This window comes from Clostridium merdae, assembly GCF_900176635.1.
GTDB classification, from domain to species: Bacteria; Bacillota; Clostridia; order Oscillospirales; family Acutalibacteraceae; genus Faecalispora; species Faecalispora merdae.
Genome location: NZ_FXLN01000003.1, coordinates 574,361 through 588,834 on the forward strand (window position 1 = coordinate 574,361; position 14,474 = coordinate 588,834).

The window sequence follows — 14,474 nt, forward strand, 5'->3', positions numbered from 1 at the left end:
GTAAAACGATGTATTGCGTCAGAAATGTTACCGAAGATTTATATTGGGTAGGAGCCAATGACCACCGGCTCGCCCTGTTTGAAAATGCGTATCCCATCCCCAGAGGTGTTTCTTATAACTCTTACCTACTGTTGGATGAAAAAACTGTATTGTTCGATACCGTCGATTGGTGCTCCTGCCGCCAGCTGGTCGAAAATGCTCAGCATGTACTAAACGGCAGACCTCTCGATTACCTTGTCATCAATCACTTAGAGCCAGATCACGCCGCCTCTATTGATGAGATTCTGCTTCGCTGGCCAGATATTACTATCATCAGTAACGAAAAAGCCTTCATGCTGATGCGCCAGTTCGGCTTCCATGTGGATGAACACAAAATGGTAGAGGTGGCAGAGGGTGATACCTTTAGCTTCGGCAAGCACACCGTCACCTTTGTATTTGCTCCCATGGTTCACTGGCCGGAGGTTATGGTTACGTTCGATGTTACAAACGGTGTTCTGTTCTCTGCCGATGCGTTTGGTACCTTTGGCGCTCTGGACGGCAAACTGTTTGCAGACGAAGTGAATTTTGACCGAGACTGGCTTGACGATGCCCGCCGTTACCTTACCAACATTGTTGGTAAATATGGCCCGCACATCCAGCTTCTACTGAAAAAAGCAGGCGGCATACTAGACCAGATTAAAATCATCTGCCCGCTGCACGGTCCCGTTTGGCGTGAAGATTTAATGTACTTTATTCAAAAGTACGACACCTGGAGCCGTTATGCACCAGAAGAAAAAGGCGTTCTGGTGGTTTATGCCTCCATGTACGGCAACACCGAGTCTGCCGCGCAGGCACTGGCTGCCAAGCTTTGCGATAAAGGTATGACGAATATTGCATTATACGATGTTTCTTCTACCGATGTATCACAGCTTATTTCTGAATCCTTTAAATACAGCCATATTGTGCTTGCCTCCGTTACTTATAATCTGGGTATTTACCCAGCCATGCACAACTTCCTTCTTGATATGAAGGCATTGAACGTGCAAAAGCGTACGGTCGCCATTATTGAAAATGGCTCTTGGGCTTGCTGCTCCGGCGATTTAATGCACAAGTTCCTTACCGAAGAGATGAAGGATATGAACGTGCTCAATGAGCGAATCAGTATGGCCTCTTCTCTTGGAGCAGATAAGGTAGTAGAGCTGGATACGCTTGCAGATGCCATTTTAGATTCGATGAAGGAAGAAAACTAACCTATTACCCTGCGGTATCAACTGCCACTCCCTTGTTTTAATTGCTGCGCAGCGAAGCACGATGCTGACGTAAGCAGCTTGACTCCGCAGATTAAAAATTGCCGATTCCCCTGCTAGTACCCCTATATTGGCAGGAGGGTCGGTGATTTTTTTCGCAAATAGAGCCGGCGCAGCATTTGCTGCGCCGGCTCTATTTGCATTTTACTATTTTGTAAAGCTATAACACTAGCATGTTATAACCCAAGCTCTTCAGGCTGTACCATGCCAGTTTGAATCGCCCGGTCACGCAGGAAAAGATACAGCTCTGCAAAGGTTGCATACACATACACCATAATCATTACATTGCCCAAACGTACCACGATTTGACCAATCGTATTTATCACTGGTGAGACAAATAACCACATGTCAAAAAACGCGCCAACGAAAAGAAGAAGTATAAACCACCCAATAAATGAGAGCAAGAGCACAAAGATTGCGCCTTTTTCTCCGTCTGTCATCTTACGGCTAATCTCTCGCGCCCTCTTCCCTGAAAGGTTCGGGTTATCCGACAGCAAAAACGGTACCATATAGTATTCAAACGTCTTTATAATACCAGGAATGAGCAGCAAAAGCGACCACAAACCAATAAATAAATTGGTTATAAAACTTACCAAAATCACATTGCCGTATCCTCCACGGAATGCCATCAAAAAATCGGAGGGTTTACCTGCATTAAAGTGATTTCGAACAAAAAAGCCGCGCAGTCCCACGAAAATTGGCGTCAAAATCAAGATGCTAATCAAAAGATAAGTTAAGTTATAACCCAACGCCTGCCCGAAAGATGGCATTGGTGTACGACGGATAAATGCATTTATGATATCAGTATTGATTTTATCATACCCCGAAACATACCCAACAATAGCCGGTAATAACTCATAAGCTGCTACGAGCAAAAACGCTATCCAAAACTTTTTCCCGCGGATTGCGATTTTTGCGTTACTTTTTAATATCTCTCTGCTCCACATGCTTTATATTAACCCCTTTCCTATTTCATGCAACCATACCGTTAGTACCGCAAATTCACTCTACAATCAAGAAGGGGCTTGCGTATTCTCTTCCTCTTTTTCTTCTGGATTAGTCGGAATAGCTTCACCCGCAGATGCATCTGTTCCAAGAAACTCCGGTAAATTCATGCCTGCCTGCTGGAATAGCTCATTCATCGGGGGAATGGATTTGAGCATACCAGAGAGAAAGTTCGCTGTGGTTGGCGTACCATTTTCTCCACCGCCCATGCTGTCCCACACAGTGACCTTGTCAATTTTAATATTCTTAATGGCATCCACCTGAAGCTGAACCAACTGCTCCAGTTTATCTGCAATAATAAATTTGACTGCCGCATCCGGGTCACCGCCTGCCGCATTCACAAGCTGCCTCATACCGGTCGCCTGTCTGGTTAAAATCTCTTCCACGCCTCGTGCCTGTGCTTCCATTTTTGCATAGATTGCATCCGCTTCACCTCTGGCTCTGCGGCGGGTTACCTCTGCTTCTGCCTCAGCAGAAATTTCTTTCTGCTGCTTATCGATTTCAGCGTTAACCACAATATCTGCTCTTTGGGAAGCCCTGACAAGCTCGGCACGTTGCTGCTCGGCACGCTCCTGTGCACCATAAGCCTCCTGCAATGCCATAGCCGCCTGCACCTTTTCAGCTGCGGTTGCCTGCCGCAGTGCCTCGGCTTCCTTTTCACGTCGATTTGCCTCTGATTGTGCCACTTCTATTTTTGCATCATTTTCGCCCTGAATAGCAGTAGCATCTGCCGCTGCCACCTTAATACGCTGATCCATAAGCGCATTTGCATGGCCAATTTCACCATCGCGGTTCTTCTCCGCCACGCTCTTTTTCGCATCGTTAATTGCTTTGGCAGCGGCTTCCTTACCCAGAGCGTCAATATAGCCGGATTCATCGTTAATATCCGTCACGTTTACGTTAATCAGGCGAAGACCGATTTTCTTCAGCTCAATTTCCACGTTGTTTGAAACTGCAAGCAAAAACTTATCACGGTCGGTATTAATCTCTTCTATGTCCATAGTTGCGATGACCAAACGCAGCTGACCAAAAATGATGTCCTTTGCCAGCTCTTGAATTTCAGCCATCTTCAACCCCAGTAGCCGCTCTGCCGCATTTTGCATGATTCCCGGCTCTGTTGAAATACCTACTGTGAATCTAGATGGTACATCGACTCGTATGTTTTGTTTTGATAAGGCGCTTTTCAAATCAACATTGATGGAAATCGGCGTTAAATCCATATATTGATACGCCTGAATAATCGGGATGATGAAAGAGGCACCACCATGAATACATTTTGCAGACTTTGTCTGCCCCGATTTGTCATTGCCAACTCTTCCGTAAATGACCAAAACCTTGTCGGACGGGCACTTGCGGTAGCGCGAAAGTACACCAAGCAAAGCGGCAAACAGCACAACCACAATAATTGTAATTGCTACAATAAGTTCCATTCCCATAAAAAAGCCTCCCATTAATCATTTTATTTCTACTTAAACTGGTTTTTCGCCAAAAAAGAATCCGCTAAAATATTATTAGTTTTCTTAGCGACTGTAAGGTGAAGTAGCATTAAATCTCACACCGTCTTAAATATCCTCTGTGCTTCCTTCATTAACGAAAGAATCTAAGGGTTGTTCCTCCGGTTCCACTACAAGAACATTATCGGCGCGAACATCAATCACACGTACAAACGCGCCACTGGGTATATTCATTAACCCATCTGTAATGGCAGAAGCTTCAATAAAGCGCTCCTGTATGGTTAGGTTTACTTTTCCCTGCCCCGCACCCCGTGCCGGTATCATCAAATAAACCGTTGCCGTCTCCCCGAGAGCGTTGCGCATTTGCAGTGTACCATTAGAGGCAAGGCGTGACGTTAGCTGAATAATCTTCGCAACACCGAACATGGCAGCCGAGCCCAAAACAGCTCCAATCAATACCGCAATTGTACCCGCAGTTCCAGATTGATACGCAAGAATAGCCGTCCAACTGAAAACCGTGAGGAATGCCACGATTCCTTCTAAGGTAAACAGGTGAAGGGCTCCCAAATCACCGGGACTTCCGCCATCCCCTGTGCCAATATCGCTGGAATCGAAGTTTCCATCTCCGCCCAAATCCAAATCAAAATCGGTCGAATCTCCAAAGCTATCAAATCCAGAAAGGTCATCAGGGTTCACCCCCGGACCACTTTGCCCAAAGCCAACAATTGTCATAATAATCTGGATGAATAAAATTAAGCTCGAAGGTACGGCAATACAGTATAATACCTGCGATAATAAATCCAGAGTTCCCCACCACTCCTGCATATTCCTCACCTCAATGTAAATGTAATTTACTTTTAGTATATCACCCCATATGGTCTATGTCAATTGATTTTCCTGTTATTTGTTAAAGATTGCTATTCTCTTTCAAATAGTTTTAGTTGAAAAATAAAACAGAAGTTGCTATACTAGTGTAAATTAAATTTACATAGCAATGCGGAGGTGAATTGGGAATGGATGCACAGAAACTTGGCCGAAAGATACGGGAAGCCCGCCTAGCCAAGCGTTTAACACAAAGTGAGGTGGTCGGCGACTTTATTACACGCAATATGCTAAGTCAAATTGAAAGCGGAACCGCTACCCCCTCTATGAAAACGCTGGAGTATTTATCTAAGGTTCTGTCTATTCCCATGGTTCAGCTTGTTGCGGGAGATGATCCAATTGAAACATTGGTTCAGGCTAAAAATGCGTTGGCGCAAGGCCAGGCTGATTCCGCCATTCTCCTTGCGAGCAACTTAACGCACGACCTGCACGACGAAAGCGATGCGATTGCCGCCCGTGCACACCTAGTGCTGGCACGGCAGTATGCGCAGCAGCAAGAATATGCAAATGCCACCACTCATGCACGTCTCGCGGCGGAGCATGCACAGCGCGGTGTTTACGCATCCGTAGATATTCGCGCCAACGCACTTTTGTTGCTGGATGAAATCGAAAACTCTTGAGGGAATGTGGCAACCGTGCTGCGTTCCCTCAAATTAATTGCTTCGGTTCCCATTTGACTTTTCGTGTGTTATAATTGCTTTAAACTAAGAATTATTCCATTCCATCCGCAGTTTCACGGCAAACACACTCTATAACTTGCCGCAGAGCGTTTTGTATTGAAAAGGAGATTTCGCATGAAGCATCCAGTAACCGGCATACCATCCGATTTTAGCCGGTACCCCGCCGAGCAAGAAAAAAAGGCTCTTCGCTGGGAGGCGAATCGTCTTTGTGTTGTTTTAATCGTAATTCAAGTACTTGTTATGGTACTGTCTCTTTCCTCGCGCCTGTATTTGAAGGAATTGGGGCTTGTGGGTTTCCCTCTGGATGCTTTTCAGGGAATACCGCCCATTCTATACTTTTTTTCTTACTCCTCGGTGTATTTAATTGGGCTAACCCTACCCGTATTTTTTTATATGGGTATCCGCCATATTTCTCCCTCCAACGCGCTTCGGTTCGAACCCGTTCAGCCTCTATTCGCTCTGGGAATCGTAGTATTTGGGGTAGGAATTTGCACAACGGCAAATATTCCGTCTAGCATGCTGGTCTCCTTCTTTCAATCCATGGGGTACAGCGGAAAGGTACCTGAGCTGCCATTAAATGAAGACCCCTTGGTACAGGTGCTCTTTTTTGTGACACTCGCACTCATTCCCGCTTTAACCGAAGAGCTTATCTTTCGTGGCGTAATTTTAAGCGGTCTGCGACAATTTGGAGATACCATTGCCATTTTCAGCTCTGCCTTTTTATTTGCACTCTATCACGGAAATTTCGCGCAGATGCTGTTTGCGTTCCCGTGCGGTTTGGTTCTAGCATTTGCCGTAATCAAAACTGGGAGCCTGTGGGTATCTATCCTCATCCATTTTATTAATAATGGTACTTCCGTTCTCTTCCAGCTATCTCAATTTTACACGGATCAAGCCACTGCCAATTCTGCGTACGTCATTTACTTTTTCGGCTCAGCCATCGCTGGCGTCGTAGCATTGGTTTTGCTTTCCCGCCATAACAAAAACTTATTCGAGCTCAATGAAAATAATTCTCTGTTATCACCCTCGCAAAAATTCATTACTACTCTTTGGAATCCTGCATCCGTTGCTTTGATTCTGATTTCGCTTTCCACCGCAGTTTATACGCTGGAGAATTTTTAATATGAGAAATGCGGAACAAGATGAGAAAATGATGCACCTCGCGCTGGAGCTGGCACAAATTGCTGCTCAGGAGGGTGAAGTTCCCGTTGGTGCCGTCGTGGCAAAAGGCAATGAAATTATTGCAGTAGGTAGAAACCGCCGGGAACAACAAAAGAACGCTCTCTGCCACGCAGAGATTGAGGCGATTAACGCGGCCTGCCAGGCATTGGGCGGTTGGCGGCTTTGGGAATGCGACCTTTATGTTACGTTAGAGCCCTGCCCCATGTGTACCGGGGCAATCATCAACTCTCGCATTGCCCGGGTCGTGTATGGCGCAAGCGATGCAAAGGCGGGCTCGTGCGGCTCTGTGGTGAATTTGTTTGAGCTGCCGTATAACCACCAACCAGAGCTCGTCTCTGGTGTTTTACAGGAGGAATGCGGCGCTGTGCTTACCCAGTTTTTTCAAAGCCTGCGCGACAAACGCTCCAAAAAGAAAAAGGAAGTCGTGGAGTAACCCATTTTATTTTACAATACACCAATTCTCGTATAAGGGATTATAATAGCAACAGGGTTTTCACCGGTTATTATTATAAAACATAACCGCAGCCTGCTAAGCAGGCTGTCCTTTTTTATTCACACGATTTAACTCGAAGAAACCCTGTGCTACGCTTTCATTTCCCTATGGGAAATATAAAATTTATAATAAATGAGAGGATGGGTTCGCCAACATGTGTACATCCATTACACTCCTCAACGCACAAGGGGAAAACTTTTTAGGCCGTACATTAGATTTTTCATATGATATTGAGCCAGAACTCTTTATACTGCCACGCAATTATGTATGGTATGGTGCCTATGGCAGCCAAAAAATGCACAATCTCTACGCAATCATGGGGGTTGGGCAGGAGGAAGGCCCCCTTTTGGCGTTTTTTGATGGTGTAAATGAAAAGGGGCTTGCCGGAGGAGCGTTGTATTTTGCTGGTTATGCAGCGTATGAATCCAAACCTACCCCGGGGAAAATGCCGGTAGCCGCAATGGATTTTCTTCATTTCCTTCTTGCTAACTGTGCCACCGTGGAGGAAGCAGAAAAACTGGTTCCGCAGGTTTCTATTTTAGGATTCACCGACCCGGTTACCGAATCAGAAGCCCCTCTGCACTGGATTATGACAGACCGCAGCGGGAAAAGCATTGTCATTGAACGCACGGTTCAGGGCACTAATGTGTACCAAAATCCCATTGGAGTATTGGCAAACAGCCCGGACTTTCCTTGGCATTTAACCAACCTAAAAACCTACTCACAGGTATCACCCAGACAAACATCAAAAAGCCAGTGGGGCGACCTTACGTTAAAGCCCTTTGGGCAGGGAGCGGGAACCTCCCTACTCCCTGGCGGCTATACTGCCCCGGAGCGCTTTGCACGAACCACATATCTAAAAACACACCTGCCTGTGCCTCAAGCCAAGGATGAAACCGTAATGGCTGGTTTTCATGTGTTAGAAAGCGTCTCCATCCCCAAGGGAGCTGTCATCAGCAACCGGGAAACCTTTGATTACACAAGATACACCATGTTCCTAAACACCAAAACCTGCGAATACTATTTTAAAACCTATGAGAATTCACAGATTCAAACTGCAAATATGTGGGAGAATTATCGCGAGGGGCAATCACCCATTCGCCTTGGCTCCTTAAGCCGTCCTATCCAGTTTGAAAAAATTACTGCCATTTAACTTCCTGTTTATCCGTAATAATCGCCCAATTGAAATACTTGGAGTAAAAATAAAAGTGTTTTCAACAATCAGTTAACAAATTGTTGAAAACACTTTTCATTTATCAGCTAATTAAAATAAACCTCTAAATTGTTAAAAAATGACTGTCCGTTACAACGGACAGTCATTTGCTTATATCTCTTTATTTCTCGAATACTGCGCCGCGTGAACCGGAGGTTACATGCTGTGCATAACGCTTAATGTAGCCAGTAAGCTCCTTTTGCGGTGCTTTCCATTCCTTGCGGCGGCTTTCCAGCTCCGCTTCATCCACATGCAGGTTCAGCACACGATTGGTGATATCCACATCGATCATATCGCCCTCATGAATCAGCGCGATGGGGCCACCGACAGCGGCTTCCGGAGACACATGGCCTACCGCCGCACCACGTGTTGCACCGGAGAAACGTCCATCCGTAATCAGTGCTACGCTTGAACCAAGACCCATACCTGTTAACGCAGAGGTGGGAGTTAGCATTTCACGCATACCGGGGCCGCCTTTCGGGCCCTCATAGCGAATCACAACGACGTCACCCACATGGATTTTACCAGAGAGAATTGCCTCTGAGGCATCCTCTTCGCAATCAAAGCAGCGAGCCGGGCCGGTATGCTGCATCATTTCAGGGGCAACCGCACCTTGCTTTACCACCGCGCCATCCGGTGCGATGTTGCCTTGCAGAACAGCGATGCCGCCATCCTTGCGGAATGGGTCTTCCAACTTGCGGATAATTGTTCCATCCGCTGTGGGAGCATTGCTGATGCGGTCTGCTACCGTACCCAATACCGTTTTGCAATCTGTGTTGAGCTTACCGGCGCGTGCCAGCTCTTTCATCACAGCGGGAATGCCACCCACCTGATTCAGGTCGGTAATAAACACCTCACTGGCGGGGTTCAGCTTGCAAAGCTGCGGGGTATCTTTGCTGATGCGGTCAATATCGGTAATATCAAGCTTTACGCCACGCTCATAGGCAACGGCGGTCAAATGCAGCACCGAATTGGTGGAGCAGCCAAGAGCCATCTCCGAACGAAGCGCGTTCTCAAAGGATTTCTCTGTTAAAATATCGCTAGGACGTAAGTCCTCACGGTACAGTTCCAAAATGCGTTCGCCCGCCGTTTTGGCAAGCTGAATGCGTTCCGACATAACAGCAGGAATACTGCCATTACCGGGCAGCGCCAAACCGATTGCCTCGGTAAGACAGTTCATGGAGTTTGCAGTGTACATTCCAGAGCAGGAGCCACAAGTAGGACATGCGGATTTCTCCAATGCAGTCAGCTCGGCTTCATCAATTTTACCGGCGACGTAGCTGCCAACAGCCTCAAACATTTCAGAAAGGCCAAAGCGAACACCGTTATGTAAGCCCGGCAGCATGGGGCCGCCACTCACAAAAATGCTGGGTAAATTCAGTCGGCAAGCAGCCAAAAGCATGCCCGGTACGACCTTATCGCAGTTGGGGATAAACACGACGGCATCCAGCGGGTGTGCGGTAAGCATTACTTCCACAGAGTCTGCAATCAGCTCGCGCGAGCAGAGCGAATACTTCATTCCCTTGTGGTTCATAGAAAGCCCATCACAAACGCCAATGGTATTGAACTCAAACGGTACACCACCTGCGTTGCGAATACCAGCCTTTACTGCCTCACTAATGTCTTTTAGGTGGCGATGCCCGGGAATGTAGTCACTGGCGGAATTCACTACTGCAATAAAGGGTCTCTTCATTTCGTTTTCTGTTAGACCCAATGCGTAAAGCAAAGAGCGGTGTGGTGCGCGTGCGGCGCCCTCTTTCATTAAATCGCTTCTCATCGTGTTTTTCCCTCCTAATACTGCCTATCGGCTTCACTAAAATGAAACAATTGCCGCCCAAGCGGCATTCTGTTTCACGCTTTCCTCATTTATTTCCCATACACCAAACGGTCAAACAGAGCACGGTTTTTTTCATAATAAGATGCCTTTTCTGTGTTCTGCTCCAGTGGTGTTCCCTGAAATACTCGCATAGAAACGCCAAGGCCATCCAATTGCTCGAGCACCGATTTCCGGCTGTCTGCATCCAAATTACGCAAATCCTCTTCTGTAATCAAAGAAGAAAGGGGCTTTGCGTCCTTCCACGGCACACGCATTTCGGCTTCTTTCTCTTCCCCATGCTTTGGCACTGTGCCATTCAGGTTCGAGAACATTTGCCGTGTTTTTTGGTGCGATTCAAAACTCGCTTGATCTGTTAAAAAGATGATACTGTCTCCCGTTTCCAGGTCAGACAGGAACTTCGCTACACTTGCCATTTGCAGGTTGGGGTCGCTTACCGGCTTATTCTCACCCATCACAATCATGTATGAATTCACACGCACAACTACGCGGCCATCCCCATTTCGGTCTTCCCCGTACTGGGCTAATTTTTTCTCCAGCACCGAGGCGGCATCATCTGAGAACTTTGTTTCTGTCAGAACTCCAATTTGATAATCCGGCTCCACCTTTGTTGACAGCTCATACACAAAGCCTGCAACCAAAGCAAACAGCACCAGAACAATCAATACGTGAAATTTATGGTAATACCAAAAATTTTCCCATTTCCCTTTGGGGCTTTGGGGAGACGCTTCACCATTTGAGTGAATCGAATCATCCCCTGCATTCCACAGATACCGATCTCTTGCCAAGCGAAATCACTCCCTGGGTTTCATAGTGGGGAACAAGAGTACGTCACGAATGGAGGCACTATCTGTGAGTAGCATTACCAAACGGTCAATGCCCATGCCCATTCCTCCGGTTGGCGGCATACCATATTCCAAAGCGGTAATAAAGTCATCATCAATCATATTCGCTTCTTCGTCTCCCGCTTCTCTGAGCTCCATCTGGCGCATAAAGCGTTCACGCTGATCGAGGGGGTCATTGAGCTCTGAGTACGCATTTGCAAATTCACGGCGGGTAGCAAACAGCTCAAAGCGCTCAACCAATTCGGGAACATCCTTTTTGCGCTTTGTCAGCGGAGATACCTCTACCGGGTAATCGTAAATAAAGGTGGGCTGTATCAGCTCGCCCTCCACCTTTTCTTCAAAGAAAAGGTTCATAATGTCGCCCCAGGAGTCGGTTTTCTTTGTTTCGAAATGGAACTTCTTCGCTTCTTCCAGTGCACGGGCGGTATCTCCCTTAAACGAGAGAAAATCAATACCGGTGTACTTTAGAATGGCATCGTTCATTGTCATACGGCAGAAAGGCAGCTTCAAGCTAACCTCTTCCCCTTGGTACGAAATCTCCTCAGTACCGCACACCTCTTTTGCGCAAGCATTAATGAGGCGCTCGGTCAAGTCCATCATACCGTTGTAATCGGTGTAAGCTTCGTACAGCTCAATGGTCGTAAATTCCGGGTTGTGCTTTACGTCCATACCCTCATTACGGAACAAGCGGCCAATTTCATAAACCTTTTCCATGCCACCTACAATGAGGCGCTTCAAATAAAGCTCCGGTGCAATACGCAGGTACAAATCAAGGTCGAGTGTATTGTGGTGGGTAATAAACGGGCGAGCAGAGGCGCCACCGGGAATCAGGTTCAAAACAGGGGTCTCTACCTCAACATAGTTACGTTCATCTAATATACGGCGAATTGTCGCAATGACACGGCTGCGCTTCTCAAAGGTGTTTTTCACTTCAGGATTTACGATCAAATCCACATAGCGCTGGCGGTACCGCAAATCAGTATCCTTTAGGCCGTGGAATTTATCCGGAAGCGGAAGCAACGATTTTGCCAAAAGAGTAATGCTTTTAGCGTGAACCGAGATTTCGCCTCTGCGAGTACGGAATACAAAGCCGCTAACGCTCGCAAGGTCGCCAATATCCCAGTTTTGCAGACCACGGTATGTTTCTTCGCCAATATCATCTATTTTCAGGTAGACCTGAATACGGCCTGTACGATCCTGAATATCCATAAAGCTGGCTTTGCCCATATCGCGCCAGCTCATAATACGGCCGGCAATCACTACATCCTTGTTTTCTAGCTCTTCAAAACGGTCGCGAATGTCTTGTGCAAAGGCATCCCGCTCACAAACTGTAATTTCGAATGGGTCTTTGCCGCTCTCCTGTAATGCAGTGAGCTTGTCCCTACGAATTTGAAGGAGTTCGCTAATATCCTGTTGCTGTTCCTGCTCCACAGGCTCTGTTATCTTATCACTCATAACTAATTCTACTCTCCCTGTTTACTGTATTCCTCCGCAATCGCGGTATATGCTATAAAATGAAATGGTTTTCACCTGCAAAAAGAAAGGCACTCTAAAAATCGTATGCAGTTCTTTTATGTGCAAAAACGGGGCAGGGTGAAAATTTTCACTCCCGCCCCGTGTGTGTACTGTTCCGGAATCCTTATTTCGAAATGGTAAGAATCTCATAATGGATAATTCCTGCCGGAACCTCCACCTCAATTTTATCACCCACACCGTGGCCCAAAAGAGCCTTGCCAACTGCGGATTCATCCGAAATTTTGCCGTTAAGAGGATTCGCTTCGTTGGAACCAACAATTTTATATTCCTTAATAGAAGAATCTCTTCCTTCCGGAGTTACGCGAACCTCAACCTTAGAGCCAATGTGAATATTTTCGTTTCCTAATTCACTTTCGTCAATCACGACTACGTTTTTCAGCATTACCTCAATATCGGCAATACGTGCTTCCATAATCGCCTGGTCGTTTTTCGCTTCATCGTATTCACTGTTTTCGGACAAATCACCGAAAGACAAAGCGACTTTAATTTTTTCGGCTACTTCTTTTCGTTTTACCGATTTTAAATATTCCAACTCCTGCTCAAGGGCTTCTAAGCCTTCTTGGGTTAAAATGACCTGCTTTGCCATCAGTTGTTTACCACCTTTTTCAGAGTGAACTTATTCGCCAGACCTTAACTAGCCAACCAATGCAAAAATACAACGGGTTACCAGCAGTCTGACGGTTCTTCGCAATATATCTATTATAGTGAACAAGTATGAGTCTGTCAACGTATTATTTGGCCTTTGCGGAAGAGGTCGCGGGTGCTTTTGCACCGGTTTGAGCCGCACTGTTGTCTAAGTTACCACTGTCAGTACCGGGAATCTGCTGAACATCTGCTCCTTGCTTTACCAGTGCCGTTACAGAAGCCTGAATTTGCGGGTCTTCCATCATTGTAAGGGAGCGGCGCAGCAGCAAATCCTTTTGTTCGGGGGTCATTTCAACCTCCATGTCTACATTCACGCCGACTCCATGAAAGGTCTTACCATCAATTCGGGTATAGTTACCAACAGAGAGCTGTATTGCAGACCCATCCGACAAAGGAATTACATCTTCCTTCATGCCGCGGCCTGCGGTTTTCTCACCAATCAGTTTTCCCTTCTTATAGTCCTTCATATCCGCAGCAAATATTTCCGCCGCACCGTAGGTGCTGGAATTCACAACAACACTAATGGGCAAATTAATTTCACCAGATTTTGAGCTGTACTCCACCGTAATTTTCCCGGCTCTGTCTGCATAGCTAACAAGGCTAACCGCAGGCAAAAATTCATCCAGCACAGAGGCCATAACCTCTACACTACCACCAGAATTATTACGCAGGTCAACTACAAAGCCGACTACCTTTTTCTCTGTTAAATTATTAATTGCCGCTACAAACTGATTTTTGGTCGTACTTTGGAACTCCGAAATAGCAATGTATCCTACATTCCCATTAATAATCGAGGAAGAGACCGTAATGCGCTGGTATTCCGCGCGGGTAACTGTCACATCCATCTGTTTTGTGGCAGTCTTGCCATTCTCCGTCGTTTTGCGCAGTAAGCCAAGCTTTACCGTAGTACCCACCGTGCCATCCAGCTTATTCACGGCCTCACCGTAGCTCAGGCGAATCACCTCTTTGCCGTCAAGTGAGAGAATAACATCACCCTTTTGCAAACCAGCCTTACTGGCGGAGGAGTTCGGCAAAACCTCAATTACTTCCATATTACCATCCGCATCCTGTACGGTGCGAATTCCAACACCAACCGCCTTTTTCGAATTGGAGCTCAGGTAATTCTTATATTTTTCGGCAGAAAGATATTTCGCACCAGCATCGCCCAGCCCTGCCATATACCCGGCGGCAATGCCGTCGTTTAAATCGGTTTCTCCAATTTTCCCAATATAATCTTGCCGTACCTTTTGGTCGATTTCACTGAGCTTTGTGTACATGGCCTGACGCTCGTTTACATCAGCCACTTTCTCGTTAAAGCGTCCCATCGCATAGGTATACGTCAAAGAAACCGTGATTGTGGCGGCTACCAAGGACATAGCTGCCGCTGCACCGAGCGATATTTTTTTGCTCATATACTTT

The 14,474-nt window shown here is 46.5% G+C and carries 13 protein-coding genes; 5 read left to right on the forward strand and 8 right to left on the reverse strand.

The annotated features are described in order from the left end of the window. Nucleotides 1-8: 8 nt before the first annotated feature. Complete coding sequence (locus tag CAN90_RS04520; protein WP_085832639.1) at nt 9-1,229, forward strand: FprA family A-type flavoprotein; 1,221 nt, start codon at nt 9-11, stop codon at nt 1,227-1,229. A gap of 233 nt (nt 1,230-1,462) precedes the next feature. Here CAN90_RS04520 and CAN90_RS04525 read toward each other — a convergent pair whose 3' ends face one another. From CAN90_RS04525 to CAN90_RS04535, 3 genes are all read right to left on the reverse strand, one after another. After that, nucleotides 1,463-2,233 carry a DUF975 family protein gene (locus tag CAN90_RS04525; RefSeq protein ID WP_085832640.1) on the reverse strand — a complete coding sequence of 257 codons (771 nt, stop codon included), beginning with the start codon at nt 2,231-2,233 and terminating at the stop codon, nt 1,463-1,465. A gap of 66 nt (nt 2,234-2,299) precedes the next feature. Then, complete coding sequence (locus tag CAN90_RS04530) at nt 2,300-3,727, reverse strand: flotillin family protein (RefSeq protein WP_085832641.1); 1,428 nt, start codon at nt 3,725-3,727, stop codon at nt 2,300-2,302. Nucleotides 3,728-3,853: 126 nt separating this feature from the next. Continuing rightward, entirely contained in the window at nt 3,854-4,570 is a 717-nt protein-coding gene (locus CAN90_RS04535; RefSeq protein ID WP_085832642.1) for a hypothetical protein, read from the reverse strand. Nucleotides 4,571-4,758: 188 nt separating this feature from the next. On the opposite strand from CAN90_RS04535, the gene CAN90_RS04540 reads away from it, so the two are divergent. The 4 genes from CAN90_RS04540 (at nt 4,759) to CAN90_RS04555 (ending at nt 8,135) form a co-directional block, all read left to right on the forward strand. Then, the gene (locus CAN90_RS04540) at nt 4,759-5,247 is read left to right on the forward strand and encodes a helix-turn-helix domain-containing protein (protein ID WP_085832643.1); all 489 of its coding nucleotides are present in this window, start codon (nt 4,759-4,761) and stop codon (nt 5,245-5,247) included. A gap of 174 nt (nt 5,248-5,421) precedes the next feature. After that, nucleotides 5,422-6,429 (forward strand): CPBP family intramembrane glutamic endopeptidase, encoded by a 1,008-nt coding sequence (locus CAN90_RS04545; protein ID WP_085832644.1) that lies wholly within the window; start codon nt 5,422-5,424, stop codon nt 6,427-6,429. Between the two features lies 1 nt (nt 6,430). Then, nucleotides 6,431-6,922 (forward strand): tRNA adenosine(34) deaminase TadA, encoded by a 492-nt coding sequence (tadA, locus tag CAN90_RS04550; RefSeq protein WP_085832645.1) that lies wholly within the window; start codon nt 6,431-6,433, stop codon nt 6,920-6,922. Between the two features lie 214 nt (nt 6,923-7,136). Further along, nucleotides 7,137-8,135, forward strand: coding sequence for a linear amide C-N hydrolase (locus tag CAN90_RS04555; protein WP_085832646.1), 999 nt, complete (start codon nt 7,137-7,139; stop codon nt 8,133-8,135). Nucleotides 8,136-8,316: 181 nt separating this feature from the next. Here CAN90_RS04555 and ilvD read toward each other — a convergent pair whose 3' ends face one another. From ilvD to CAN90_RS04580, 5 genes are all read right to left on the reverse strand, one after another. Continuing rightward, nucleotides 8,317-9,972: a dihydroxy-acid dehydratase gene (ilvD, locus tag CAN90_RS04560; RefSeq protein ID WP_085832647.1), complete on the reverse strand. Its 1,656-nt coding sequence runs from the start codon at nt 9,970-9,972 to the stop codon at nt 8,317-8,319. An 89-nt stretch (nt 9,973-10,061) separates the two neighbouring features. Then, nucleotides 10,062-10,817, reverse strand: a complete 756-nt coding sequence (locus CAN90_RS04565; protein ID WP_085832648.1) for a hypothetical protein — start codon at nt 10,815-10,817, stop codon at nt 10,062-10,064. Nucleotides 10,818-10,823: 6 nt separating this feature from the next. Next, nucleotides 10,824-12,329, reverse strand: a complete 1,506-nt coding sequence (gene lysS / locus CAN90_RS04570; RefSeq protein ID WP_085832649.1) for a lysine--tRNA ligase — start codon at nt 12,327-12,329, stop codon at nt 10,824-10,826. Nucleotides 12,330-12,513: 184 nt separating this feature from the next. Then, nucleotides 12,514-12,996, reverse strand: a complete 483-nt coding sequence (gene greA, locus CAN90_RS04575) for a transcription elongation factor GreA (protein ID WP_085832650.1) — start codon at nt 12,994-12,996, stop codon at nt 12,514-12,516. Nucleotides 12,997-13,141: 145 nt separating this feature from the next. Continuing rightward, the gene (locus CAN90_RS04580) at nt 13,142-14,467 is read right to left on the reverse strand and encodes a S41 family peptidase (RefSeq protein ID WP_085832651.1); all 1,326 of its coding nucleotides are present in this window, start codon (nt 14,465-14,467) and stop codon (nt 13,142-13,144) included. Nucleotides 14,468-14,474: the final 7 nt, after the last annotated feature.

Excerpts from the sequence above, each read along its gene's own strand:
- tadA (WP_085832645.1), top strand. The coding sequence starts at position 6,431 with ATGAGAAATGCGGAACAAGATGAGAAAATGATGCACCTCGCGCTGGAG.
- CAN90_RS04530 (WP_085832641.1), bottom strand. The coding sequence starts at position 3,727 with ATGGGAATGGAACTTATTGTAGCAATTACAATTATTGTGGTTGTGCTG.
- lysS (WP_085832649.1), bottom strand. The coding sequence starts at position 12,329 with ATGAGTGATAAGATAACAGAGCCTGTGGAGCAGGAACAGCAACAGGAT.
- CAN90_RS04555 (WP_085832646.1), top strand. The coding sequence starts at position 7,137 with ATGTGTACATCCATTACACTCCTCAACGCACAAGGGGAAAACTTTTTA.
- CAN90_RS04525 (WP_085832640.1), bottom strand. The coding sequence starts at position 2,233 with ATGTGGAGCAGAGAGATATTAAAAAGTAACGCAAAAATCGCAATCCGC.
- CAN90_RS04535 (WP_085832642.1), bottom strand. The coding sequence starts at position 4,570 with ATGCAGGAGTGGTGGGGAACTCTGGATTTATTATCGCAGGTATTATAC.
- ilvD (WP_085832647.1), bottom strand. The coding sequence starts at position 9,972 with ATGAGAAGCGATTTAATGAAAGAGGGCGCCGCACGCGCACCACACCGC.
- greA (WP_085832650.1), bottom strand. The coding sequence starts at position 12,996 with ATGGCAAAGCAGGTCATTTTAACCCAAGAAGGCTTAGAAGCCCTTGAG.
- CAN90_RS04520 (WP_085832639.1), top strand. The coding sequence starts at position 9 with ATGTATTGCGTCAGAAATGTTACCGAAGATTTATATTGGGTAGGAGCC.
- CAN90_RS04540 (WP_085832643.1), top strand. The coding sequence starts at position 4,759 with ATGGATGCACAGAAACTTGGCCGAAAGATACGGGAAGCCCGCCTAGCC.
- CAN90_RS04545 (WP_085832644.1), top strand. The coding sequence starts at position 5,422 with ATGAAGCATCCAGTAACCGGCATACCATCCGATTTTAGCCGGTACCCC.
- CAN90_RS04580 (WP_085832651.1), bottom strand. The coding sequence starts at position 14,467 with ATGAGCAAAAAAATATCGCTCGGTGCAGCGGCAGCTATGTCCTTGGTA.